Origin of the sequence: Paenibacillus urinalis, assembly GCF_028747985.1 — a bacterium.
In the GTDB taxonomy this organism is placed as follows: Bacteria; Bacillota; Bacilli; order Paenibacillales; family Paenibacillaceae; genus Paenibacillus; species Paenibacillus urinalis.
In genome coordinates, this window is sequence record NZ_CP118108.1 from 2,448,832 (window position 1) to 2,474,778 (window position 25,947).

The window sequence follows — 25,947 nt, forward strand, 5'->3', positions numbered from 1 at the left end:
TAAATTAGCTGGGTTAGGATATTATGGCGAAAATTAGAATTATATAGAATAAAATTAGAAACTTTTTCCGATACGGAGCGTCTAATACTATGATTTTTAGAGGAGAATAGAAAAATAGAACAGAAGGAGTCAAAGAATGAAACTGAAGAAACTATCCATGCTAACCGTCCTGGCCTTGTCACAGATCGCTTCAGCTATCCCGGTTAGTGCACAATCTACCGTAACCAATACTCCACAAGAATCGGATGTGAGCGAAGTTCTTGAGCAGAGCCTGACATCTCAAGAGACTGGAAACGAAGCTTCTATCTCTGATCAGCAAGGCTCTCAAGGAGAAGCTGTAAATAACAACTCTGCGGGTACGGACGAGTCAGCACCATTGCCAAACGCAGCCACTGGGACGGAACCGGCTGAGGTGACTGAACCGCCAGCAGAAGTTATCGACAATAATACGGATACAACTGAACCCATACCTGCGGCTTCCGCTAATGAGCTGATACTGCACTTTAACAGCACGAAGATGGAGCAAGGTGGTCAAGTATATAACGCACCTCAACCAATGCAAGTCAAGAAGGGTGTTTCGTATGTTCCGATCCGTGCCCTCGTGGACCGTGTAGGCTATAAAGTGACTTATGATAAGAAAACCAAGGAAACCATTATTACGAGCGGAACCAACGAGCTTCGCTTCAAAACGGACAGCAGCAAGTATACGGTTAATGGCGTTTCCAAGTCGATGAAAGGCACCTCCTTCCAAACGAAGAATACCTTCATGGTCCCGCTGACTGCAATTACGCAAGCACTTAACATATCTTATAAGGTAGACAATGTCGGCAAGCGGATCATTATGGATGTGTCGGTTAAGCCTGTTGCCAAGTTCACCATCCAGGAGAAGGAAATTTTTGCTGGCCAAACGACGCTCACATATGTAACGGAAGCGACTTCCCCTTCAGGACTTGAGATTGTTAACGAACGCTGGGAAGGCAGACAGGACATTTATGCTCAGTCAGGCGAGTACACCATTACATACACGGTACAAGATGAGAACGGGACCTGGAGTGATCCATACAGCCAGAAGATAACCGTACTTCAGCCTAATCTGCCGCCGGTTGCCATGTTTACGACGGATAAGGATGAATATCGAATGGGCGAATTCATTACCATTACGGATCAGAGCACTGACGATGGTCAGATTGTGAAGCATGATTGGAATAATAAAGCTTATGCCCATTTTACACCAGGACCCAAAACGATCAGCCTCACGGTAACGGACAATAAAGGGTTAACAGCTACTTATGAGAAGACGATTATTGTAACGGGAGAAACACTGTATTCTGCAGATGACTTTAATAAGCTGCTTCTGCCTCCTGGAGAGAAGTTCTCTTTTGACGGGTCTAATGTGCCTGCTCTGCCAAAGATCAACTATTCATATTATGATGAGCCGAGCACACTCATTCGCAGTAACAGTCCCGAAACCGTTAACAGCGAAGGCATTGTATATAAGGAAACCTCAGTGGGCGACACCCGCTTTATGATCCACCATGTGAACAATGTCGGCAAGAACGTGAAGATGTATGTAGTGGCAACGAATAAGAACGCCACGAAGGCCACCATTACGACGGAGAACCTTGGCTTTGCCGGTCCAACAGGTATCGCAACCGCAGCGGGTAAGAAATCCGTATACAATTATTTTGAATCCATGCAGAACGGCTCCAAACAATCCATGCTGACACTCGAACCAGGAGAGAGCAAGCTGGTGATGACAGAGCTGAGCAAGACGAGAATGAAGCAAGGTGATGTTATCTCGTTATTCTCTGATATACACAGCGACTATCCAATTGAGTACAATGTCGTGATGATTGATGAGAAGCTCGATCCGCTTACGGTACTTGGTGAATTGCCTGTTCTCGATCGCGATGGTGTTCATAACCGAGGTACGTACCCGAATTCGACTCGAGTAATCCGTTATTCTGAGTACGTTGGAGATACAGCGCAGCGTTTGGCTCTAGGAGACAATCAGGACGATCCGAATCTGGCCGGTATGGACCCAATGCTCGGTGTTGAAGCATCTAACACAGGTAACTTTGGCGTATTGTACAAAATGACATTCGATAACGTAGCGGCCAACACACTCATCTCCTTCAATCCGCGCGGAGGTAAATATTCCGGTTATGCCATGGTCAACGGCAACATTACGGCGATATACTCAGCCGGTCAGGTGAGCGCGCCTAACGAGCAGGCAGTATTATATCGTACAGGTGACTATAGTCAAAAGGTAGAAATTCTGATGACTGCTGCACCAGGAAGCAATTTGCCTGTCAATCTGCTCTTTACACCGCTGCCAGAGAAAAGAGAATAGGATTCTTAAATAACGAACAGCCATTTATCCTAGAGAACCTGGGATGGATGGCTGTTTGACGTTATTGAATACCGAGCATCGCTAGTCCGAGCTCAATTCTGGGATCATCCTGATTGTCTGTCAGATATACGACATACAATTTGGAGGGTGGAGCCGTAAATTCAGAGAGCAGCTCGTACAGCTGTCCTGTCTGAATATACGGATCGGCTATAGTGCGGGGAAGATAACCAAATCCAGCTCCCTGCAGCAGCATGGTCAGCATAATCGCTGAGTGATCTGTCTGGAGCGGGGGAATATAGGCATCCCCCACTATACCTCTGAACCATTCGGGAAAAGGACGACCCCATTCAATATGATAGTAATCTTGTTCATAGAAATCATCCCTTGTGATGAAGCTGTCTCGCGGTTTGGAGGAAACAAGGATAATTTCCTCTTCAAACAAAAACTTCTTCGTAAATTTCGGGTGTTCTGGCGGGTCGTAACGAATGGCCAGTTGTACAATTCCATCCAGTACCAAGTCACGAATCATATAGCTGGAGTCAATATAGCTTAGAAACTTGACAGCAATACGGGGGTGTTTTTTTCTGAAATCAAGCATGTTCTGCAAATAAGTGTAGTGCCATACGGAGCCAGGTCCGCTAACAATGAGATGATGATCCACTTCTTCTTGGAGTGTCACCTTACTCTCCTCGTAAATTCGCAGCATTCTCTCCGCATAAGGTACAAAGGCAATACCTGCTTGTGTCAGACGGACATTTCGTTTATCCCGGTCGAGCAGAGTTTTTCCTAATGTGGCTTCCAGTGCTTTGATTCTGGCGGTAACAGCAGATTGTGAAATATGTAAAAATTCTGCCGCCTTCGTAAAATTACGAATCTTGCATACAGCAAGCAGAGCTTCAATCTGTGAGATATCCATATGAATATGACCTGCTCTCTAATTATTCAAAATATTAATTATTATAATACATATTATTCGTTATACAAATTAATAGGATTAGGCTATGATTTTGTAAACATGAACCGGGAGGTTAGATCCATGCAAAGACAAGCAATGATTAAGCAGTTGACTTCTGTAGAAGATAATATCGAAGAGTTAACAGACTTATTGGTAGATGTAGTCAACGACGGGGCTTCCATCGGATTTCTGCCACCATTGACGAAGGAGGAGTCCAGAGCTTATTGGGATGGGGTCATTCAGGAGGATGTGCGCTGTTTAGTCATCATAGAGAATGAAAGAGTCGCAGGAAGCGTGCAGCTTCATGTATGTATTAAGAAAAATGGACTTCACAGAGCCGAAATTGCGAAGCTCATGATTCATCCATCTGCGAGACGGCGGGGATACGGAAGAAAGCTATTAGACGCCGCTGAAACCTGTGCCAGGGAGGATAAGAGGACATTAATCGTGCTGGATACGAGAGATGGAGATCCCTCCAATCTTCTGTATCAATCCCATGGTTATCTCTTTGCTGGTCAGATCCCGTACTATGCAAGAAGTGAGACTGGGGAGCTTGATGCAACAAATTATTATTATAAATTGTTAAAATAACCAGACTGCCAGCTAGATCAAGCAGACTGTAAAAAAAAGAGTCTCAGCTAGAACACCATTCTAGCTAAGGCTCTTTTCTATTACATGCGCAAAATCAATACCAATTAAAAGATTTAGAGATAATCACCAGCAAGATGAATAATACGAGAATACCTCCGATGCTAAAGCCGTTGTATCCGCCTTCGTTGCTCATTTATCCGCACCTCCTTTACTGGAGTTAATAGCATCTTATGCATTCCCTTATGATATGGATTGCGCTATTAACTATTTTTAATAGAGTTGAAGCAATTTCTTAATCCCTTTAGCTGCTTTATGATATGTTTAGATAACAAAAATCTAAGAAATCGATTACAGGAGGAGCCTCATGGAACAAAACAACAAAATCACATTAGCAGAAGCATACAACAAGAGTGAATACCCTATTCTGGGGAATGGTAAATGGAATGTTCAGATGCTGAAGGAGGCATTTGAGCATGTGGATGGGGCAATGGCAGGAGACCGTTATGGTACAGGCAAAGTGATTGAAGATTTTGAACGTAAAATGGCGGATATGTTAGGGAAAGAATCCGCAGTGTTTTTTCCGAGTGGTACGATGGCGCAGCAGATTGCGATGCGAATATGGTCAGATGAGAAAGGCAGCAAAATCGTCGCATATCATCCACTCAGCCATTTGGAGATTCATGAGGAAGACGGTCTCAAGGAGCTGCACCACTTGGAGCCTGTCCTTCTCGGAGAAGCACACCGTCTAATTCGATTGCAAGATGTGAAGCAGTTAGGAGGAGATGTGGCATGCTTGCTGCTAGAATTGCCGCAGCGTGAGATTGGAGGTCAGCTGCCGGAGTTTGAGGAGCTTGTTGAAATCTCTGCCTATTGCAGAGAACAGGGGATTCGGCTGCACCTGGACGGTGCAAGACTATTCGAAACAACACCTTACTATGGAAAGTCCGCAGCCGAGATATGTGCGCTGTTTGACAGTGTGTATGTCTCCTTTTATAAAGGAATTGGCGGTATAGCTGGTGCGATATTAGCAGGACCTGAAAAATTCACTACAGTATCCAAGGTATGGAAGAGACGTCACGGAGGAGATTTGATTGGGCTGTATCCTTACATTCTGAGCAGCGATTATTATTTAAATAAACGGATTGACCGAATGGCAGAATATTATAACAGGGCAAAGGAGCTCGCCGGCTTGTTCAATCAGTGTTCAGGAGTTAGAACTGTTCCACAGGTCCCCGTGACAAATATGTTTCATCTTCATTTTCATATGTCTGCTGGGGAGCTTGAGCCCATACTGATTGATGTATATACACAAACAGGAGTCGGCTTAATCTCGTTCCTGCGAGAAGTTCACAATCAGGAATGCAAGACAGAGATTAGTATTGGAGATCGCTATGGCGATGTACCGCAAGATCGGCTAGATCAGGCGATTCAATTACTTCAGGAGAACATGTTTAAAGTAAAGAGGTAGATTACGAGCTTGATGCATGAGATTCTCATCTTATGATAACTGTGTGCTGCTTTTCCTAGATAGGAAGGACCTCGAATTAACGGATTTGTACCATTGTGAGCAAAGTATTGTGATGAGGAGGACATCAATAATATCTCCTCCATAATACATAAGCATAGCTCCAGTTTCAGTCTGCGATAGATTTACACCTATAGGAGGGTGAGCATAAATATACTTGGACAGGATATTATGTCCTGCCGACGAGAGCAGCAAGATACTGGCTCTAAGTCTGAAGCTGTACCGATGTGGAACAGGATCCACATCGATCATGGAGCATGTAAACAGGAATCCGGCTAGCAGCATATGAACATGGACGAACCAGTGCAGCCAAAGGTGATGATGCATAAGTGAATAGATGCTCGTCGTATACAGAAGCCACATACTTCCGAGGTTGATGAGTGACGCTGAAATAGGATGACTGATCATTCGGATCACAGGTCGGTTGAGGAATGAAATGAACCTCCGGGCTAGTCGAACAGGAAGTGTACGCAGGATGAGTGTCATCGGAGCTGCAAATACAAGCAGGATGGGAGCGAGCATTCCAATCAGCAAGTGACTGATCATGTGATATCGAAAATCGTGATGGGCCGCATTAGCTAAAGGTCCGAAGACTGCAGCGATCGCACATGTGATACCGAGGAGCCAGAAGAGAGTCCGGTGTATCTTCCATGTTCGCAGCTTTTGGCTGGACACAATAGCTGCAATCATATACGCGATCATCACTGTAATGAGAGGCAGAGCAAATATATAGAGGGAAAGAGAATGCTGGGCTGAAGGAATGTGATTATGAATCGGCATAGGTTGAAGCTGCTCCTGTATGTTTTGTTTGAATAATCAATGTCACTCCACCAATGACTAACAATATGGCAAACAGGTTCCAGATGATGTCGTAGATGATTACATTCTCCACATACCTGATCTGATGGAGCAGCATGAGCTTATGTTGAATCGTACCATCGTATAGTTGAAACAAACCACCACCCAATAGGACGCCGCCCCACCAGCGTTTCTTATGCAGAGAGTTTAGTCTCAGCAGATGTGCAAGCATAAATAAACTTCCGATCGTAGCAAACCAACTGAAGGCATGAAACAAACCGTCGGAGATAAGTCCGATAGAGGTCGTCGATTTATCATAGAAATGATGCCAATGAAGCAGCTGATGAAAAATAGTTTCATCTACAAAGCTCACAAGTCCCAGACCAAATAAAATACCAGACCATAGGTTTAATGATGACAGACGACCCTGCGCTCCGACAGAGCCAGGGTTCAATGTTGTTTTCGATTCTGGCCGGCTTTGATTGTGCACGTTAAGTACCTCCATAAGCTAGTATGTATGAATTAAGTCTAACCAGAAAAAAACATCTGCAAACTTACCCCAATAAAAGCAGATATGACGAGCACGAACGAAAGTACTATCTTCTTTTATTATAATTTCAACATATGAAAAATTCATAATAGGAAGTAATCTTATTTATCTAGATACTTTCCATAAAATTACTTCCTATCACCTTATCTGGATCAGATTGGTATAAGAAAAAAGGAAGCCTTAAAAATATTTTACCGAAATTCATGATTTCGGTGTGAACCATTACGCATTTTTTGTAACAAGAGTATAAAATAAAGAATAAGAATAATAACGATTCAGAAGCTTAGGATATAAAAATGATGCTTGATGAGGAGGCCGGAAGATGAAGGCGCATGACATTATGATTAGTCCCGTATACAAAGTGAAAGAAAGTGACAATGTGGAACAGGTTATTCAGAGATTTATCGATCATCGGATCAGTGGTCTTCCGGTAGTCAATGAACGCAATGAAATTGTCGGCTACATTAGCGACGGAGACATTATGCGTTATATTGGCAAGAAGGATGATATGTTTATATATACATACGCCGTCAATTTGAATTACGAGGAATATGAGGATCGTGTCAAACAAATTATGAAATTGAATGTGATGTCCATATGTAAGAAAAAAGTGATAACCGTATCCTGGAATGAGGATATTGAGATCATTGCATCCATTCTCGGAAAAAAACAGATCAAGAAGCTGCCCGTACACCGTAATGGCGTTCTTGCAGGCATTATCAGCAGAGGCGATGTTATTCGCCATTCCTTTCAATCTCTTTTGTAGTTCTGGAATATGATGTAGGATAGACATAAGAAATCTCTTTACCGTATTCATATCCAAGCTAGAAAGGGTGAAGTGAACGTGAAAAAAGGACTGACAAAAGCAGGGATTGGTTCAATTGATGACGTCTTGTTCATACAAAAAGCAGCAGAATATGGTTTTGAGGCGGTTGATCTGGACGCCAAGCAGCTTGTTGATAAAATAGGATTGGAAACAGCACAGCAGCTTCTCAACGAACACGGCATAATTATTGGATCTATAGGACTGAGCGTAGAATGGCGCGGTACGGATGAACAGTTTAAGCAAGGATTAGAGGGGCTTGCCCTATCAGCAGCCCGTGCTGAACAGCTTGGATGTACGGCTTGTACTACATATATTTTACCTTCCACTGACGAGAAAGCGGCTTCATTTATGGCCAGAAGCATTTCACGGTTAAGATGGTGTGCTGAAGTGCTTGGGGTCTATGGCATACGTCTCGGTCTTGAATTTGTGGGGCCGCATCATTTAAGAACGGCATGGAAGTATCCTTTTATCTGGACCGCAGAAGAAACGCTGGAGATGATCGACGCAATTGGCTTGTCCAATGTGGGATTGCTGGTTGATTTTTATCATTGTCATACAACAGGCTTGACTCCGAATGCTCTGCTTCAACTCAAAGAGAATCAAATCGTCCATGTGCACATAAACGATGCCTATGATCTTCCTGTAGAGCAGCTGCTGGATAACGATCGCGCTTATCCTGGAGAAGGAGTCATTGATCTGTCCGGCTACTTGAGCAGCTTAGCACGAATCGGATATCATGGTGTTGTGTCCCAAGAGATTTTGTCTCCGGCCCAGCCGGAAGGAACATGGGATGACTTATTAGCCCGCTCCCGCAGCGGATTCGGAAAGGTGTTCAAGTAAATGACAACAACAATAGATAAGATCGCATGGATTCACTTGCTTAATGGTCAAATCCTAGGTGCTCGCAGTAAAGGCAAGGATACGTATTATTTGCCGGGTGGCAAAAGGGAATCTGGTGAGACGGATGAAGAAACGTTGATTCGTGAAATCAGAGAAGAGTTATCAGTCGATATACTTAAGGAGCGGATTCAATTATACGGTACGTTCGAGGCCCCGGCACATGGCAAATCGGAAGGGATTCAAGTGATGATGACCTGCTACATGGCTGATTACGAAGGAGTCTTAAGCCCTGAATCCGAGATTGAGGAGCTGAAATGGTTGAACTATGTCGATCGGGAGCAAGTATCGGCAGTAACACAGCTCATTTTTGACCAGCTTCATAGCGAGAATCTGTTGAAGTAGTCTTTATTCACGTTCAATAGATTAGATGACCTGTAAATAATATATTGATGCCTTTAATTTGTATCAAAACACAGTGAAGCTCTAGAAGCTTCACTGTGTTTTTTACTTTAATAATCCGTATAGACAAGTGTTTTCACTTCACGTAAACTAAGCAATAGACGCCATTCCGGGCGGGAATCCGATGGATACTCGTGTTTAGTGATATGGTACTATATTTTTGCATGAAGAGAACGCTTTCGATGAAGAATCCGAGTCGTACCTGAGGATTCTTTTTTTGATGATAGACTGCTAATAGCCTCACTTATAAGGAAAAAAGTTCAGGAGGAGAAATCAATGTTTGAGAAAATGAGGCTTACGATTCGTACCAAGATTATTATAGGTTACTTTCTCATTATCGTTTGCTTGGGAGCAGCGATCTTTGTCCTTGGCAGCCGAATCACGTCCATGGAGCAGGAGATGGATTTTATTGCGGATCACGATATCGAAGTACATAATCTGACGTACCAGATAGAGAAGCATATGCTGGATATGGAAACGGGTCAGAGAGGGTTTGTTATCGCTGGTGAAGATCGTTACCTGGTACCTTACAACGATGCATTGTCCAATTGGAAAGCCGATTACAATCAATTGTATGAGCTGGTATCTAACAATCCAACTCAGATCCAGCGTCTTGATGAGATTAAGAACAATATTGAGCAATGGATCGAAAATGCCGGTGAGTATGTTATTGGTCTGAAGCAGGAGAATAGAGAACAAGACATCGCAGTGTATTTCACACAGGATATTGGCAAACGGCTGATGGATCAGATGAGAACTCAGTTCAACGAATTTCGATTGACAGAGAAAGCATTGACGGAAGAACGGTTACTGCATCTGGATCAGCAAAATGAGGATTTCAGGAATGTGATGTACACCGTTATCATTCTCGTCATCCTATTATCAATTATTGTAGCTTATATCATATCGAGAAATATAGTGGGTACGATCAAACAGGTCAGCTCCGCCATTTCGGACATGGCTTCCGATAAAGGCAAGAAGCTATCTAGACGCATTACCGTTCGCACGCGTGATGAAATTAGGGAATTAGGTGAAGTCACCAACAGACTTATTGAAACGTATGAGAAGAATGACTGGCTGCAGACCAGCGTCCGTGAGGTTGCCGTATCCTATCAAGGCGTTATCGAAGTATCTAAGCTTGCAGAATCATTCACTATGAAACTCGCTTCTCTGCTAGATGCGCCCTATGCGGTATTTTATCTTCGTAAACAAAACAAGTTGGTTAAGACCGCTTCTTATGCCTCTTCTGGAGAAGGTCTGGGAACCGAATATATCCGCATTGGTGAAGGACTTGTGGGTCAGGCGGCACTTCAACAGCAGATCATTCTTCTTGAATCTGTGCCCGAAGGACATGTGAAAATTTCGACAGGGCTCGGCGAATCTTCGCCTCGTCATATTATGATCTTCTCAGTTGAATTTGAAAATGAAGTCGAGGGTGTAATTGAGCTTGCTTCGTTGAAGACATTTACGCCTGAGCATATTCAGTTAGTGGAGCAGACTCGAAGCATGATCGGGATCGCCATCAATAATGTCCTGGCGCAAATGGAGGTCCAGCGATTGCTGGCAGAATCACAGGCGATGTCTGAGGAGCTCCAGTCTCAAACCGAGGAATTGAAAACACAATCGGAAGAGCTTATCTCCCAGCAGGACGAGATGAAGGCATCCAATCAAGCGCTTCGTCAATCCGAGGAACGTTTACAGCGCCAACAGCAAGATCTTGAGCAGATCAATCTGGATTTGTCGGTGAGAACAGAGCAAGTGGAAAGTCATTTGCGCAGGATCGAAGAAATTAACGAGCAAATGGAGAAGCAAAATTATGTATTGGAGAAGCAGGCATCGGATCTGCTAATCGCATCTAAATATAAATCGGAATTTTTGGCGAATATGTCACATGAGCTGAGAACACCGCTCAATAGTTTACTAATCCTTTCTCAGATTCTGATGGACAATAAAGACGGGAATCTAAATGCGAAGCAGGTTGAATTTGCTGAGACCATCCATTCCTCGGGTAACGATCTACTCAGGCTGATCGATGATATCCTGGATCTATCCAAGGTTGAAGCAGGGCAAATGAAGGTCGAGATGGATGATGTGCTGCTAGCGGATATTAATGACAGTCTTCGGGGAAGCTTTCACCCCATCGCTTTAAACAAAGGAATTGAGTTTAATATTGTTGCAGATGCACCTCTGCCTGAATACATTTACACCGATGTACACCGATTACAGCAAATTTTGAAGAATCTCTTGTCCAACGCTTTTAAATTTACAAGTGAAGGTCAAGTCACGCTGAGCATCCACAAAGATGAGCGCAGATGTCCTTTCAATGAAGGCGAGGTAGAGCAATGGATTGCATTCACCGTTGCTGACAGCGGCATTGGCATCCCACTCGACAAAAAAGAGATTATATTCGATGCTTTCCAGCAGGCCGATGGAACAACAAGCCGAAAATATGGTGGAACTGGACTTGGACTGACGATCAGCCGCGAGCTTGCGGGATTAATTGGCGGACATATCGAGTTTGACAGTGAGGAAGGAGTAGGCAGCACCTTTACACTATTCATCCCAGAATACAAGCATAATTCAGAGACCGAGATGATAAATGAGGCTGCTGTCGCAGGCGAGGAACCTCAATCGGCTGTAGAACAGCTGAACGATTCTACTGCCGTTATTACGCACGCAGATTCTCCGGGTTCGATCAATCCTCTCGAAATGGACGTATTGGATGATCGGTTAAGTATAGAGGCCGGTGATCGCGTTCTGCTCATTATTGAAGATGACGTGAATTTTGCTGGAATTATACTGGACATGGCTCGATCACGGAAGTTCAAAGGAATCGTCGCTCTGCAGGGGGATCATGGTCTTGCTCTTGCTCATGCTTATAAACCAGATGCCATCATATTGGATATTCAGCTGCCGATCATTGATGGATGGACCGTACTTGAGCGGCTGAAGCAGCATCCGGAATTGCGTCATATTCCAGTGCAAGTGGTCTCTGCAGCAAATGAACAACAGATGGGACTAACGATGGGAGCTATCGCCTATCTGAAGAAGCCGGTCAACAAGGTTCAGATCGAGGATGCCCTATCAGATATTGAAACCTTCATTAATCGTGACCTGAAACGGCTGCTTATTGTTGAAGATGATGTCGTTCTTAGAAATAGTATGGTAGAACTGATTGGTCATGACGATGTGCTGATTACCGATGTATCTACGGGTGAAGAGGCTCTGCGGGAGCTTGAAAAAGAACGATTTGACTGTATGGTCATGGATCTTGGTCTAGCCGGCATTTCTGGATTTGAACTGCTCGACCGTATAAGGCAGAATGATCATTTGAAGCAGCTGCCGATCATTATATATACGGGAAAAGAACTGACCATGAAGGAAGAAATTGAGCTCAAAAAGTATGCGGAGAGCATTATAATTAAAAACGTTAAATCGCAGGAGCGTCTATTCGATGAAACGGCATTGTTCCTGCATCGAGTCGAAGCAAATCTGCCGGAAGATCGCCGCAATATACTGAAGAAGCTGTACAGCAATCAGACTGATTTCGACGGGAAACGAATTCTTCTAGTTGAAGATGACATTCGCAACATTTTTTCACTTGTCAGTATATTGGAATCGTATGGATTGAATGTGACCTTTGCGGAGAATGGGCGAGAGGCGATGGAAGTTCTTGCTGAGGATCCTGAATTTGATCTTATTCTTATGGACATTATGATGCCGGAAATGGATGGATATCAGACGATGAGAGCGATACGTGGTAACAGTCGCTTTGAGAATACTCCAATTATTGCTTTGACGGCAAAAGCGATGAAAGAAGATCGGCAGCTATGTATTGAAGCAGGTGCATCTGATTATATTAGCAAGCCGATCGATGTTGAGAAGTTGCTTTCTTTATTGAAGGTGTGGCTCTATACGTAAAGGAGGCTGAAGATCATTTCAGATTATGGGGAATATTCGCAGCTTGATCCTCTGTCAGGTCAAGATAAGGAGCTTGAGAAAATAGAAGTAGAGCTGCTTCTCCAGGCGATTTATCGTATGTATGGTTATGACTTTCGTAACTATGCTTATGATTCGATATATAGAAGAATTAGGCACGGAATGCAGTCGATAGGTGAAGAGTCAATCTCGGCTCTGATCCCTCAAGTACTCCATTACCCTGACCGGATGCAGCAGCTGCTTCGTTACTTTGTCGTTGGCGTGACGGAGATGTTCCGTGACCCGGATATGTTTTATTCGTTTCGTAAAAATGTTATTCCGTATTTACGGACATATCCTCATATTCGAATCTGGCATGCAGGCTGCTCAACCGGCGAAGAGGTGTTGTCAATGGCAATTCTGCTTCAGGAAGAAGGCTTGTACGACAGAGCCAGGATCTATGCAACCGATATTAATGAGGATGCACTTGAAAAGGCTCAGATGGGCATATATCCCTTGAGAAATATGAAAGTGAACACCTATAATTATATTCGTTCAGGCGGTACAAGGGATTTCTCAGACTATTACATGGCCCGCAAGGACTCTGTTATTTTTAATTCATCCCTGCTCAAGAACATTGTATTTGCACGGCATAATCTGGTCACGGACCAATCATTTAATGAATTTAATGTGGTTTTCTGCCGAAATGTACTCATTTACTTCAATCGAGAGCTGCAGAATCGGGTATATCATCTCCTGCATGACAGTCTAGCGCTGCTTGGTTTTCTTGTACTGGGAGACAAGGAATCGATGCTGTTTAATAGTCATAGCCACAAATATGAAACGCTTGACAGGCGTGAGAAGCTGTATCGAAAGATCCAATGAATAGTCACCTGATGGACTGAAGAACCTGCTAACATTGCGGGTTCTTTTTTTTAGTGCAGCAACATTGATTTCAAGATTCCTGGGTATGATGAAATTGATTCGTCTAACAAGTAATTTTCAGAAAAACTTGAAAAAGTACAATTAGAGAGATAAAATTGATATGTATACATATAATTTGTATAACAATTATGGAGGCAGAAAGATGAAAGCTATAGGCAATGAAGAAAAGTATGGCTATGCGATAACAAGAACTAGCCGAGCTGTGCTTCGGTTTCTTACTGGGTATTTAAGGAGCTATGCGATCACCCCTGAGCAATGGACTGTAGTAAAGAGAGTGTACGAGCATGATGGTATTACGCAAAAAGAGTTAGCAGCCATCTCAGATAAAGATCCGGCAACGCTTGCTAAAATATTGGACATACTGGAAAGGGAAGGACTGATTGTTCGGAAGACAAATAAGGAGGATCGGAGATCCTATCTCATATACATTACAGATCAAGGCGTCAAATTAAGAGATGAGGTATATGAACATCTGGAACAGGTATTCAGCAAGGTTCTTGACGGAATACCGCAGGATGAGCTGGCTGTCTTCAACAAAGTGTTGGGTCAGATTGAAGATAATGCAGCTGCTCATACCGTACATTTTTAGTAGGAAATCGAGGTAACAAGTATGGATAATTACAACAATCATAAAATCAGCAAATATCAAAAATCCACCGAAAGACGCCGTGCGAAGCACATCATTCCGGCGGAAAGAAAATATAGAGATGCATTTGCAATCAAGCCGATTCCTTTAAATTGGTTTCGAGGAATTGGATCCGCTATAAGTGTAGGTATACCTTCCATATTAGGGTTTCTGAGTGGAAATCCGAGTCTAGGCATACTGGCATCCATCGGCGGCTTTACTTTTTTGTATGTATCGAATGAAACCTATGCTCAGCGTGCGATCCGCTTATTCTGGGTTGCGCTTGGCTTGACTGCCGCGTTAACGCTGGGTGCCTTATGCTCTTACAATGTGCCGCTAATGGTCTTCATGTTTGGTCTTGTTGGGGCATTATCTGTCTTTATATTCAATCTTTTTCGAATTACAGGTCCTGGGGGGATGTTTTTTGTCCTTGCCTATTCAGTCGGAACGTCCATGCCGCACGATCCAAGTACATTACCGTTAAGCGCACTGTGTGTACTGCTTGGCGGTCTGTTTGCTTGGATTGTGGGGATGTTCGGTTATCTGATCGTTCCTTATGGACCAGAGAACAAATCAGTGTCTGCTGTATATCAGAGCTTATCCAAGCTGCTCTCTGCGATCGGGACAGAGCAATTCACGGATCTTCAGCATCAGAGCGCTTCACTCATGAAGCAGGCAGAACGCACCTTAACGAATGGTAAAGTCATTGGCTCGCGAAATAATCAGTACTTAGAAAAATTAAAAAGATTAAATCTGCAAGCGAGCGATATATTTATATCCATCATCGATGTCTCCATGGAGAGCAAAAATGCGGCAGAGGACGGGCTGGCACATGCATTGCAGAGGCTGAGCCATGCCATCCACACAAGAGATGCTAGAGTTCGTTTGAACCACTCCATGGAAGAAGAATATGAGGGTTCGTTACACAATTTGTATGCTCATATTGAAGCGGCGTATGATATGTTAACGAGAGAAGCTGATACACCGGCTGAAGATAGTATGACATTAGGCGATTCGAAGCCTTCGATCCTCAACTTGCTGCGTAACGCATTCAGACCCGATTCAACGATTCTGTATACTTCCCTTCGATATGGGTTGGTGCTGCTCGTTGTAGCGGCGATCGCCTATGGTTTTCATTTCGACCGCTCTTACTGGGTTCCCTTGTCTAGTGCAGCTGTTATGGCTGGAGGCACCTATATCGGCACGGTATATCGAGGTCTGCAGCGTTCGGCTGGGACAATTATTGGAATCTTGATCGGTGCTGCAGTGCTGTGGTATGAGCCAATCGGTATCGTCATCCCCCTCACTCTGATGATATTTCAATTCATTGTGGAGCTTATATACGGAAGAAACTATGCACTCGCTGTATTATTCCTGACACCAAGCACGCTGCTGATCGGTACAACCATTCAGCCTGCTTTGACCGCAGGATATTTTATATCGGCCCGTATTATAGATATTATTATCGGGAGTATTATTGCTATTGTGGGTTCATTGCTGCTCTGGAGAACAAGGGCTTCCAGGAAATTGCCGGAGGCGATGTCCCATGCCGTTCAAAAAGAAGGGGAATTACTTCTGGCAATACTCAATGAAGATCCTGTTCATGATAAAGAGCTTCAAGAGCATGATTTACGTAATGCGTTGATTCAATTAAGATTGGTTTATGACGATGCCTTTGCGGAGTCTATCAAAAAAAGCGGCCGAATCGCCGTGCTGTGGCCGGCCGTTGCCGATTGTCTGCATCTGGGATATGTTCTGCTGGCAGCAGCAAACAAAAATGAAACCGAAGCGATATCCGATGAGGATAGACATGAGTTTCGTCGTTATTTCGAAATGCTCACACAATCGATTAAGGATAAGAGAGAACCAGTAGAAATGAACCTCCCTTGGCTCTCCAAGTTCCCAGCCATATATGAGGATATTGTGCAGCTTCAGCATTCCCTGCACATTGGGGAGAAGGCGACAAGTTAGTTTGAATAAGTAGATAGAAGAGAAGAAGAGGCGAATCCCTTAATATGAGGGATTCGCCTCTTTGTGTTGAGTGACAAGGAATAGAAAAGGACCCCAAGCAGGGGTCCAAAATGATCTTTTTGAGATAAATTAGTATTGGTTCGACTGTCCACCGTCAATAGGAATCACGACACCGTTAATAAATTCGGATTCTCCGGACAGCAGGAACGCGACGAGACGGCCTACTTCTTCTGGTTTACCGAAGCGTTTTTTCGGATTGACGCTGACGAATTGTTTGCCGGCTTCTTCCCAACCGTCTTCTCCGCCGATTTGTTTCAGGGAACCAACGACCATTGCTGTCATTATGGCACCTGGTGCAATGGCATTGATGCTTAAGTTGTACTGACCATATTCGATTGCTGCGTTTTTTGTCATACCGGCCACGGCATGTTTACTCGCAACATATGCTGCCTGATTTAGAACTCCGCGGATTCCGCCGACAGATGCTACGTTCACGATGGCACCGGATTGCTGCTCTTTCATTACAGGAAGTACATATTTCATACCATAGAAGACACCTTTAAGGTTGATGTCGATGACTTTGTCAAACACTTTGCTGTTGTATTCTGCTGTAGGAGCCTGAGTACCCTCGATTCCAGCATTGTTGTAGAAACCATCGATGCGGCCGAATTGTTGTACCGTATCATCTACATATTTCTGGACCGCTTGCTCATCAGATACATCGGCAGTGAGAAGAAGGATTTCTGCTTCAGGTGCTGCTTCAAGAATCAATTTTTTCGTTTCTTCAAGTGCGGTTTGATTGAGGTCAACCAGTGACAGCTTGGCGCCTTCTTTAGCGATTTCAAGGGCTGCCGCTTGTCCTAATCCGGAGCCTGCTCCAGTAATCAATACAACTTTTGAATCAAAACGTTTATTCATGCTCCATTCTCCTTTGGTAAGTTAATTATTCGGATTGCTCATCTATGTAAATCAGTAAGTTAAATTGATTCATCTAGATGATAATAGCGTTTGCAAGCGAAATTCATTAGTAATCATATATCACAAATAATTCACTTGACAATAAACAAAACCCTATTCCATGTCCTCTAAACAACATCACACTCTAATATGTTCACCCACAAGACAAAACTTAAACATATGTAGATCAATTGTACGAATATGATCCAAATAAATGGTTAACTCGACAAGATTCATGACATTCATTGAGCACCGGCATCATATGTTGAGAAAGATGGTTCCTAACCTATTGATATATGTCAGTTCATGAAGGGGGAACAATAATTGGTTGTCACGACGGGGCCTATTTTAAATAGTGCGGTAAACGGCCTTCGGCCGGTCCAGATGGTCACAGTTAAAATGATGAATAAATCATTGACTCAAAATGCTTCGATCTTAATACAAGGATATGTACTGGATCAAGTAAGAGCAATTTACGTGGAAGAGTTCTTCAATCTCGCTCCGAACGCTGTATTTACAAACGATTATTTAGCCAATGTCGAAGGTTATGAGTTTGTAGTGTCGATTGATGATAATGATGCGATTGAAGTATCCGTATGGGGAAAAGATGGATCAGGTCACATCGTGAGTGCGCATCGATTAGTATCTTCAGAATTGTAAGAAGTGAGTGTTGTAACTAACAAATCACTTCATAATTGAGGGAGATTGGTAATATGGCTAATTACTCAACTGGACCTATTGAGAATAATGCGGTAAATGGAGTCAGACTTACACAGCAAATTACAATATCTATTGAAAATCGGGATACCGTCAATAGTGGAATTGTAACGGTTCAGGGATATGTGTTGGATACGGCTCGAACTTTGTATGTGCTCGATTCGTTAAGCATTGGACCAAATGGTGTGATTAACAGAACCTATTTCGCCAATCTGGATGGATTTGAGTTTGAATTTCTTACAAGCGGTCTTGCAGAGGATTCAATTGAGTTATCTGTATGGGGTAAGGACGGCGCAGGAAATCTGGCAGCAGCCCATCGGATTGTTTCAGCTGAGCTTCTTGGAGCAAACTCCGGTGGGATCGGCGCTACAGGGGCAACAGGTCCGACCGGAACAACCGGTGTAACGGGAAGTACGGGGGCGACCGGATTAACTGGTGAGACCGGTGCGACAGGAATGACTGGGCCAGAAGGGCCGCCAGGTGGTTCAACTGGTGCAACCGGATCAACAGGTGCGACAGGAGCGACAGGAGAAGCGGGAGCAGTCGGTGCAACTGGCTCGACGGGAACAACGGGTCCGGCAGGAGCAACAGGTGAGGCCGGAGCAGTAGGTGCAACGGGTCCGACAGGTGAGGCCGGAGCAGTAGGTGCAACGGGTCCGACAGGTGCGACAGGAGAAGCCGGAGCAGTGGGTGTAACCGGTCCGACAGGTGCGACAGGTGAAGCTGGAGCATTAGGCGCAACCGGACCGACAGGAGCAACGGGAGAAACCGGAGCAGTCGGTGCAACGGGTCCGGCAGGAGCAACCGGTGACGCCGGAGCAGTTGGGGCAACTGGTTCGACAGGTGCGACAGGTGAAGCTGGAGCATTAGGCGCAACCGGACCGACAGGAGCAACCGGTGACGCAGGGGCAGTCGGTGCAACCGGCCCGACGGGAGCAACAGGTGGAGTTGGGGCAGTCGGTGCAACGGGTCCGACAGGTGCGACAGGAGAAGCGGGAGCAGTCGGTGCAACCGGTCCAACGGGTGCGACGGGTGATGCCGGGGCAGTCGGTGCAACTGGTTCGACAGGAGCAACGGGCGAAGCAGGCGCATTCGGTGCAACCGGACCAACGGGAGCAACCGGTGACGCTGGAGCAGTGGGTGCAACCGGCCCAACGGGGGCTACGGGAGAAGCAGGGGCAGTCGGTGCAACGGGTCCGACGGGAGCAACAGGTGAAGTTGGAGCAGTGGGCACAACCGGCCCGACAGGAGCAACCGGTGACGCAGGAGCAGTTGGCGTAACCGGTCCGACAGGTGCGACAGGAGAAGCAGGGGCAGTTGGCACAACCGGCCCGACGGGAGCAACCGGTGAGGCCGGAGCAGTCGGTGCAACGGGTCCGACAGGAGCTACCGGCGAAGCCGGAGCAGTCGGTGCAACTGGCTCAACGGGAGCAACGGGAGAAGCAGGAGCGGTAGGTGTAACTGGCTCGACAGGAGCAACAGGCGTAACGGGGCTAACAGGTGCAACGGGGCCGACGGGAGCAACAGGAGAAGCAGGGGCAGTCGGTGCAACGGGCCCGACAGGTGCGACCGGAGAAGCGGGAGCAGTCGGTGCAACCGGCCCGACGGGAGCAACAGGTGGAGTTGGGGCAGTCGGTGCAACCGGCCCGACGGGAGCAACAGGTGGAGTTGGGGCAGTCGGTGCAACCGGTCCAACGGGTGCGACAGGTGATGCCGGGGCAGTCGGTGCAACTGGTTCGACAGGAGCAACGGGCGAAACCGGGGCAGTCGGTGCGACCGGCTCAACGGGAGCAACGGGAGAAGCCGGAGCAGTCGGTGCAACCGGCCCAACGGGAGCAACGGGAGAAGCAGGAGCGGTAGGTGTAACTGGCTCGACAGGAGCAACAGGCGTAACGGGGCTAACAGGTGCAACGGGGCCGACGGGAGCAACAGGAGAAGCAGGGGCAGTCGGTGCAACGGGCCCGACAGGTGCGACCGGAGAAGCGGGAGCAGTCGGTGCAACCGGCCCGACGGGAGCAACAGGTGGAGTTGGGGCAGTCGGTGCAACCGGTCCAACGGGTGCGACGGGTGATGCCGGGGCAGTCGGTGCAACTGGTTCGACAGGAGCAACGGGCGAAACCGGGGCAGTCGGTGCGACCGGCTCAACGGGAGCAACGGGAGAAGCCGGAGCAGTCGGTGCAACGGGTCCGACAGGAGCGACAGGAGAAGTCGGAGCAGTCGGTGCAACTGGCCCTACAGGAGCAACGGGAGAAGCAGGAGCAGTTGGAGCCACGGGCTCAACAGGAGCAACCGGTGACGCAGGGGCAGTCGGTGCAACTGGCCCGACAGGAGCAACCGGTGATGCAGGAGCAGTAGGGGCGACAGGTCCGACAGGTGCAACTGCCGCATCGCCTGTGCTGGCTTTTGCAAATGTTCCCGCAGCCATAGCTATGCCTGCAGCGACGGAGATTACGCTTGCGACAGTAACACAGGATACTACAGCAGGCCTCCCGCTTAAGTTAGATTACACACTCTCTGCAGAAGTCGATACGACAGCAGATTGGTCGGTTCAGATGGAATTTAGATTGTACCGGGATGCAACCTTGATCAATTCACAGATCATCATTAGAAGCGGTAGTACCGCAGGTATTCAGCGGTTTATCATTGCGAATACCTATGTAGATACAGCTCCTGCAACGGCGACAAACACGTATACTGTCAGAGGATTTTTGACGGCAAGCACGAATGTGACCTCTGTATCCGCAAATAATACCAACTTCAACGCGATTTCTTTCCCAACATGATGGTGCTGTTATTTTATCCCTACCTTCGTTAGATTAAATATCAATTCACAAGCAGGGCTTCAATAAGAGCCCTGTTTCTTTTTGTCAAATGAAGCTCTTAAAATGGAATAACAGCAAATATTTCAAAAAATGACGTATTATCCGATAAATTTTAATACAGGGCTGAATCACATTTCGATTCTAGCTATAGTGACTATGACACGTGAATATAAAAAACTACATTTCAAATCTCTGATATTCTTATATAATAATGCTGATCATCATTTTTCCAAAAACACACAACGATGTATTTTCAATGCAGCTTTTTATTATTTCAGGAGGAATACATGATGAGCATAGATAAAATTAACGAAGCCTCATTAATAGACTGCGTCGTCGTTGTACGGAGTAAGCTCCGCTCGGTTGGAGGGCGTATCTCTTATATAGAAGGCGATGTATTTGAAGTGATGTTTGAGGTGGAGGAGAATATCCCGTTTCCGTTAGGTAATTCGGTGGGGATTACGATCTACTCAGCTGATGGGTTAATTGTGTTTGATACCTATCCCATTGCAAGCTACTTGCAGCGGATTCTATGTATTTTGCCACCAGATTTGCAGAAAAAGATGCTGAATAGACGAAAAGATATCCGTATTCCGGTCAGACACCTGAACTCTTGTCTAGAGTCTTTGATACCGCACGCTTCCTCCAGTCCGATTATATTTGAGCAAGGGCTGCAATGTGATATTAAAAATATTAGCTTGGGAGGCTTGCTGTTCTCCTTAGAAAGTCCGATTCCAATTCAGGAGAAGGATATCGTCCGTGGGCAGCCGCTGCCCTCATCTTTGCTGCGATCGGCTGGTTATTGTCCGAGCGAATTACGAAGCCGATCCGGGGAATCACCAATGCGGCTAATCAGCTGAGACAAGGGAAAGATGTTAAAATCCCGGTATATAAGAGTTTCTCAGATATGCAGATCCTCTACCATAATAAACTGTCTTGTCAGCTCGTTAAGACCAATAAAGGCTGTGGCTTCGGGCTGCCTGAAAGTACGGACCAGCCGAGACCCTCATAATTCAAATATCCATCTCCATAGGCATAGCCGGTTAGATATGTTTGTCCATCGGGCCATTCTTCAATTTTCCATGAATTTTCACCGTTTTGCACATTTTGGATGGATTGAATGTCTAGTTGTTGACCCACCATATCATCGGGCCCTAACAGAATCGTGTTATCGTTCTTACTCACTATGAACAGCTCCATACCCTGCGTATGCTGCTGCTGAGGCTCTAATATCGTGCGCTCTACCTCTCTAGACCATTCCCAGCTGAGGTGAGCGGCGAGCACTCCTTTTACCTGACCGTTACGGTCCATTACCGGCATACTAATATCGACAAACTGCAGCGGCTCTCCGCTAGGATTGGGCAGAAGCTTGGCCAGCAGAACAGCATCGTGAACATCACCAATGAATTTCCCTTTGATTCCTTCCTTGAAGACAGGACGTTCAGAAATATTGGACCCGACCAGAATTCCATCCGTCGCCGCCATCACATCTCCGTTCACATTCATATAACCTATCCATGAGAAAGAAGGAAAGCTCGTTTGAAGCTGGCCCATTAATTTTTGAATTTCGGAGATCTCGTTATTCTGGGCCAGTGTATATGTAGCGGCCAGCATTTCAACTTCTCCCTGCCTTGACCACATAAAATTGTCCAGCTTATCTGACATCTGATAGGCGATGTTGGCAAGGGATTGACCAATCTCCTTCTGGAGGCTGTTCTCGGCACGATGACTGAGAATGGACCCCATTATGAGTGTGAGCATGATAACGATTACAGTGAATGCAAAGACAAGAACAGTACGAAGTTTGAACATGAGGCCTCCTAAGCGCATGACAGAAATACTCGAAATTTGACGAACAGAGTGAATATATCATGAACAGGATATATATTCCATACCCAAAAGCACATCTACAAAAAAGTCCAATTGATGGAAAGATCGTGTTAACGTATGCTGTACAAAGTAAACGCTAATCTACACTACATTCAATGATATGGAGGACCACACATGATACTTCAGCAATCCGATCCAGTTTGTCTTGCATCTGTTGATGCGAGTGCAGCTGGCCCTAACTGTAAGATGTTATTCGGGGATCTCAATAACGATGGAAGATTAGAACTGGTCATGATTCAGCCGGATAACCGCAAGGATGTAAGGTATATCCCTCATCAGGTGCAGTGTATCACGGTATTTGATCTGGAGGGACGGATGCTCTGGCAAAGAGGAACTTCGGATAGGGATGCAGGCACACAAGGATCGGATTATCCTGCACAAGTGTATGATCTGGACGGTGATGGACAGCTGGAAGTCCTGTGCGTGATGAATGACCAGTTCCATATCATTGACGGGACCACAGGGGAGAGTAAACAGGTCTATGACCTTCCATCTCCGGAAGCGCATGACTGTATTATTATCGCGAATTTGTCGGGAAAGGATCGTCCTACAGATCTATTGCTTAAAGATCGTTATCATCAGATATGGGCATTAAATTCTGAGTTTGAACTGCTGTGGACGCATCAAGGAAATCCCGGGCACTTCCCGTGGGTTTACGATATCGATGGTGATGGTAAAGACGAAGTCATGGCAGGGTATGATCTGCTGGATTCAACTGGAAACGTACTATGGAGCTGTCAGGACTTGTCTGATCATGCAGACTGTATATGGGTAGGGGATGTAAACGGTGACGGAGAAATGGAGATTGTCATTGGCGGCAGTGTAACGGTCATGATGGATAAGCATGGAACTGAAGTATGGAGATATGAGGACTCCATTGAATCCCAGCATATTGCGCTTGGACGATTCCGAGACGATCTGCCGGGGCTCCAAATTGCAGGACTGGACCGGATCATTCGCGGAGATGGAAAATCAAGCCTTAAAGGCAAGGATGGAATGTTCATGCTGGATGCAAACGGTCAAGAAATATGGAAGGAGCATCGTCAAACAGACGGCTGGCTCACCATTATAGATACCATCAGCGGCTGGGATGAGAGCGGGATGGATTACATACTAGCTTATAGACGTGGAGGGGGTATATTTCCTACGCTCTATGACGGTGATATGAATGTGGTTACAGCCTTTCCGGTAGATGGTTATGTAGGGCATGCTGATTTTCTAGGTAACGGCCGGGAGCAAATTGCAATTCATGATGGGGATACGATTCACATCTATTCTTCGCATGCAGATTCTATCGCAGTTATGCCGGGAGCGAAGCCTTTAGTTCAAACGAAGCGACTATACAGCTCTACCATTTATATGGGCGGAGAAGTTATCAAATCTTAAGTTAATACAAGGGACACCTATTATTGTTGATCATGCCAGCAAAATAGGTGTCTTTATTTTATTTACCGTTGCGTGTCATTCTAGCCAGCTCATCCCACTGTTCATCCGTCACTTCTGATAGCCCGTTAAACTGTCCTGCTCCCTGCAGCCATTCACCGCCATCAATCGTTATGACTTCACCGTTAATGAAGCCTGCATAGTCTGATATAAGAAAGGCCGCCAAATGAGTAAGCTCCTCCTTACTGCCAGCGCGTTTGATAGGGATGCGATCAATCAATTGCTGCTGGAGCTCAGGTGTGGGAGAGAGTCTTGAGTCTGCACCATCGGTTGGAAATGCTCCCGGTGCAATGGCAACCTGACGAATTCCATAAGGCGCCCATTCCACCGCTAGTGAACGAGTAAGGGCAAGCACGCCTGCTTTGGCTGCAGCAGAAGGGGTTACGTAGCCCGATCCCGTTGAAGCATAAGTCGTTACAATGTTCAGTATCGTTCCAGGATGACGAAGCTCAATCCATTGTTTGCCGACTTCAAGGGTCATATAGAAGGTACCATGCAGCACGATGCCAAGAATGGAATCTACTGCCCGATGAGACAATCGCTCGGTTGGACTTATGAAGTTGCCTGCTGCGTTGTTGACAAGAATATCAACTTTTCCGTAATGAGAATAAACCGCTTTCACAAATTCACTCACTTGAACAGGGTCTCTTACATCACAGGATTGTACATAGATGTCCTGACCTTTAGAGCGAAACACCTCAGCCGCTTGATCCAGGGCTGTCTGTCTTCTTCCGCATATGGCGAGCTTGGCACCAAGCTCTGCGAATTGCTCACTCATGGCCTGGCCGAGGCCGGTAGCACCTCCCGTAACGATAATGACTTTGTCTCTTAACAAGTCGGGTGAAAAAGGATTCATATGATCACTCCTTATGGAGATTTTACTTCACTGTGATAACAGATTATCATGAATAGTAACCGAAGTCATCGTAAAAAAGACTCGTGAAGATCGGGTGATTTAAGCAGCACTATCATTCAATTAAGGAGTGAAGAGCATGGAGAGGCTCGCCACACAGGCCTACTATAAAATGTTACGTAAAATCGAAGGTATTCATATGGAGACGATAGCTGATGAGCGTGAATTAGTTCTGTATCCTGATAAAATTGTTACAAAATATCGGGAGTTTCCACTGGAAAAAGTATTTGATCTTTCCTACAAAAAGGTTGGGGAGATGGATGGACTGCTCTATCTGCACACACAGCAAGGCGTTTATCCTTATACTGTCAAAGAGAATCCGGCAGCATTCATTCAAGCGGTCAAAGAAAGAATATGAGGAACAGAAGGTCTGGACAGATCATTGACGAACTACAGTCTTACTGATAAAATACATCGTTATGCGGCTCAGCAGCAACATGAGCATATAGATCAAAGAATAACGGAGAGTAGCATAATGAAGCTGAACAAAAAGTACGAAACGATTATTTTTACCTTTTTTATGGCGTTCGGAATGTCATGTCTGATGTCATTTGTCATGATGTCCATTAATTACGGGTTCCATGATTCCTTCTTAATGATATGGATGCGTTCTTGGGGTATTGCCTTTTTGCTGGCCTTTCCTGTCGCCTATTTTCTTCCGAAAGGGATCCGCAGAGTGATGAAGAGAATCCAGTTTGTGGAATATACGAGAGATACACCGCAGAGCACAGAACTGAAATAATATGCCCGCGCTGAGGAGGAGGATTCGCACATTGAATCCTTCTTCTTTTTTGTGCAGGGATAGATGCTCATTTCCTTGAAGTGTTATAATCTAAGTTGTGATGGAGG

23 protein-coding genes are annotated in these 25,947 nt (G+C 45.5%); 16 read left to right on the forward strand and 7 right to left on the reverse strand.

What is annotated here, in order from left to right; translation table 11 throughout:
• Positions 1 to 136 precede the first annotated feature (136 nt).
• On the forward strand, positions 137 to 2,353 hold the full coding sequence (locus PUW25_RS11325; RefSeq protein ID WP_274337046.1) for a stalk domain-containing protein: 2,217 nt from the start codon (positions 137 to 139) through the stop codon (positions 2,351 to 2,353).
• A 61-nt stretch (positions 2,354 to 2,414) separates the two neighbouring features.
• Here PUW25_RS11325 and PUW25_RS11330 read toward each other — a convergent pair whose 3' ends face one another.
• Entirely contained in the window at positions 2,415 to 3,269 is an 855-nt protein-coding gene (locus PUW25_RS11330; protein ID WP_274337047.1) for a LysR family transcriptional regulator, read from the reverse strand.
• A gap of 120 nt (positions 3,270 to 3,389) precedes the next feature.
• On the opposite strand from PUW25_RS11330, the gene PUW25_RS11335 reads away from it, so the two are divergent.
• Positions 3,390 to 3,899: a GNAT family N-acetyltransferase gene (locus tag PUW25_RS11335; protein WP_274337048.1), complete on the forward strand. Its 510-nt coding sequence runs from the start codon at positions 3,390 to 3,392 to the stop codon at positions 3,897 to 3,899.
• Positions 3,900 to 3,993: 94 nt separating this feature from the next.
• Here PUW25_RS11335 and PUW25_RS11340 read toward each other — a convergent pair whose 3' ends face one another.
• Positions 3,994 to 4,092, reverse strand: coding sequence for a YjcZ family sporulation protein (locus tag PUW25_RS11340; RefSeq protein WP_238546509.1), 99 nt, complete (start codon positions 4,090 to 4,092; stop codon positions 3,994 to 3,996).
• Positions 4,093 to 4,263: 171 nt separating this feature from the next.
• Between PUW25_RS11340 and PUW25_RS11345 the strand changes: the two genes are divergently transcribed.
• Complete coding sequence (locus tag PUW25_RS11345) at positions 4,264 to 5,367, forward strand: threonine aldolase family protein (protein ID WP_047914228.1); 1,104 nt, start codon at positions 4,264 to 4,266, stop codon at positions 5,365 to 5,367.
• 30 nt (positions 5,368 to 5,397) lie between these two features.
• On the opposite strand, the gene PUW25_RS11350 is transcribed toward PUW25_RS11345, so the two are convergent.
• A complete protein-coding gene (locus PUW25_RS11350; protein ID WP_047914227.1) occupies positions 5,398 to 6,204 on the reverse strand; it encodes a cytochrome c oxidase assembly protein in 807 nt (268 codons plus the stop codon).
• Positions 6,191 to 6,712, reverse strand: a complete 522-nt coding sequence (locus PUW25_RS11355; protein ID WP_370510383.1) for a DUF2243 domain-containing protein — start codon at positions 6,710 to 6,712, stop codon at positions 6,191 to 6,193. Before PUW25_RS11355 ends, PUW25_RS11350 begins: the two co-directional genes overlap by 14 nt.
• Before the next feature lie 382 nt (positions 6,713 to 7,094).
• Here PUW25_RS11355 and PUW25_RS11360 point away from each other — a divergent pair, with 382 nt between their 5' ends.
• From PUW25_RS11360 to PUW25_RS11390, 7 genes are all read left to right on the forward strand, one after another.
• Complete coding sequence (locus PUW25_RS11360; protein ID WP_047914226.1) at positions 7,095 to 7,538, forward strand: CBS domain-containing protein; 444 nt, start codon at positions 7,095 to 7,097, stop codon at positions 7,536 to 7,538.
• A 78-nt stretch (positions 7,539 to 7,616) separates the two neighbouring features.
• The gene (locus tag PUW25_RS11365) at positions 7,617 to 8,438 is read left to right on the forward strand and encodes a sugar phosphate isomerase/epimerase family protein (RefSeq protein ID WP_047914225.1); all 822 of its coding nucleotides are present in this window, start codon (positions 7,617 to 7,619) and stop codon (positions 8,436 to 8,438) included.
• The gene (locus PUW25_RS11370; RefSeq protein ID WP_274337049.1) at positions 8,439 to 8,840 is read left to right on the forward strand and encodes an NUDIX hydrolase; all 402 of its coding nucleotides are present in this window, start codon (positions 8,439 to 8,441) and stop codon (positions 8,838 to 8,840) included. It begins immediately after the preceding gene.
• A 333-nt stretch (positions 8,841 to 9,173) separates the two neighbouring features.
• Entirely contained in the window at positions 9,174 to 12,818 is a 3,645-nt protein-coding gene (locus tag PUW25_RS11375) for a response regulator (protein WP_274337050.1), read from the forward strand.
• Positions 12,819 to 12,830: 12 nt separating this feature from the next.
• Positions 12,831 to 13,700 carry a CheR family methyltransferase gene (locus PUW25_RS11380; RefSeq protein ID WP_047914223.1) on the forward strand — a complete coding sequence of 290 codons (870 nt, stop codon included), beginning with the start codon at positions 12,831 to 12,833 and terminating at the stop codon, positions 13,698 to 13,700.
• 202 nt (positions 13,701 to 13,902) lie between these two features.
• Positions 13,903 to 14,349 (forward strand): MarR family winged helix-turn-helix transcriptional regulator, encoded by a 447-nt coding sequence (locus PUW25_RS11385; RefSeq protein WP_047914222.1) that lies wholly within the window; start codon positions 13,903 to 13,905, stop codon positions 14,347 to 14,349.
• Between the two features lie 21 nt (positions 14,350 to 14,370).
• Entirely contained in the window at positions 14,371 to 16,356 is a 1,986-nt protein-coding gene (locus tag PUW25_RS11390) for an FUSC family protein (RefSeq protein ID WP_274337051.1), read from the forward strand.
• A gap of 129 nt (positions 16,357 to 16,485) precedes the next feature.
• Here the strand turns inward: PUW25_RS11390 and PUW25_RS11395 are convergent, their stop codons facing one another.
• Positions 16,486 to 17,274: a glucose 1-dehydrogenase gene (locus tag PUW25_RS11395; RefSeq protein ID WP_047914220.1), complete on the reverse strand. Its 789-nt coding sequence runs from the start codon at positions 17,272 to 17,274 to the stop codon at positions 16,486 to 16,488.
• A 363-nt stretch (positions 17,275 to 17,637) separates the two neighbouring features.
• Here PUW25_RS11395 and PUW25_RS11400 point away from each other — a divergent pair, with 363 nt between their 5' ends.
• From PUW25_RS11400 to PUW25_RS11410, 3 genes are all read left to right on the forward strand, one after another.
• On the forward strand, positions 17,638 to 17,973 hold the full coding sequence (locus PUW25_RS11400; RefSeq protein ID WP_047914219.1) for a hypothetical protein: 336 nt from the start codon (positions 17,638 to 17,640) through the stop codon (positions 17,971 to 17,973).
• A gap of 53 nt (positions 17,974 to 18,026) precedes the next feature.
• A complete protein-coding gene (locus tag PUW25_RS11405; protein ID WP_205053203.1) occupies positions 18,027 to 20,813 on the forward strand; it encodes a beta strand repeat-containing protein in 2,787 nt (928 codons plus the stop codon).
• 326 nt (positions 20,814 to 21,139) lie between these two features.
• The gene (locus tag PUW25_RS11410) at positions 21,140 to 21,712 is read left to right on the forward strand and encodes a PilZ domain-containing protein (protein ID WP_274337052.1); all 573 of its coding nucleotides are present in this window, start codon (positions 21,140 to 21,142) and stop codon (positions 21,710 to 21,712) included.
• 79 nt (positions 21,713 to 21,791) lie between these two features.
• Here PUW25_RS11410 and PUW25_RS11415 read toward each other — a convergent pair whose 3' ends face one another.
• Positions 21,792 to 22,664 carry a cache domain-containing protein gene (locus PUW25_RS11415; protein WP_274337053.1) on the reverse strand — a complete coding sequence of 291 codons (873 nt, stop codon included), beginning with the start codon at positions 22,662 to 22,664 and terminating at the stop codon, positions 21,792 to 21,794.
• Between the two features lie 192 nt (positions 22,665 to 22,856).
• On the opposite strand from PUW25_RS11415, the gene PUW25_RS11420 reads away from it, so the two are divergent.
• Positions 22,857 to 24,128, forward strand: coding sequence for an FG-GAP-like repeat-containing protein (locus tag PUW25_RS11420; RefSeq protein ID WP_047913785.1), 1,272 nt, complete (start codon positions 22,857 to 22,859; stop codon positions 24,126 to 24,128).
• A 58-nt stretch (positions 24,129 to 24,186) separates the two neighbouring features.
• On the opposite strand, the gene PUW25_RS11425 is transcribed toward PUW25_RS11420, so the two are convergent.
• Entirely contained in the window at positions 24,187 to 25,041 is an 855-nt protein-coding gene (locus PUW25_RS11425) for an SDR family oxidoreductase (RefSeq protein WP_047913786.1), read from the reverse strand.
• A gap of 136 nt (positions 25,042 to 25,177) precedes the next feature.
• Between PUW25_RS11425 and PUW25_RS11430 the strand changes: the two genes are divergently transcribed.
• Together PUW25_RS11430 and PUW25_RS11435 are read left to right on the forward strand one after the other, a co-directional pair.
• Complete coding sequence (locus PUW25_RS11430) at positions 25,178 to 25,456, forward strand: hypothetical protein (protein WP_047913787.1); 279 nt, start codon at positions 25,178 to 25,180, stop codon at positions 25,454 to 25,456.
• A gap of 117 nt (positions 25,457 to 25,573) precedes the next feature.
• Entirely contained in the window at positions 25,574 to 25,840 is a 267-nt protein-coding gene (locus tag PUW25_RS11435) for a DUF2798 domain-containing protein (RefSeq protein ID WP_047913788.1), read from the forward strand.
• Positions 25,841 to 25,947: the final 107 nt, after the last annotated feature.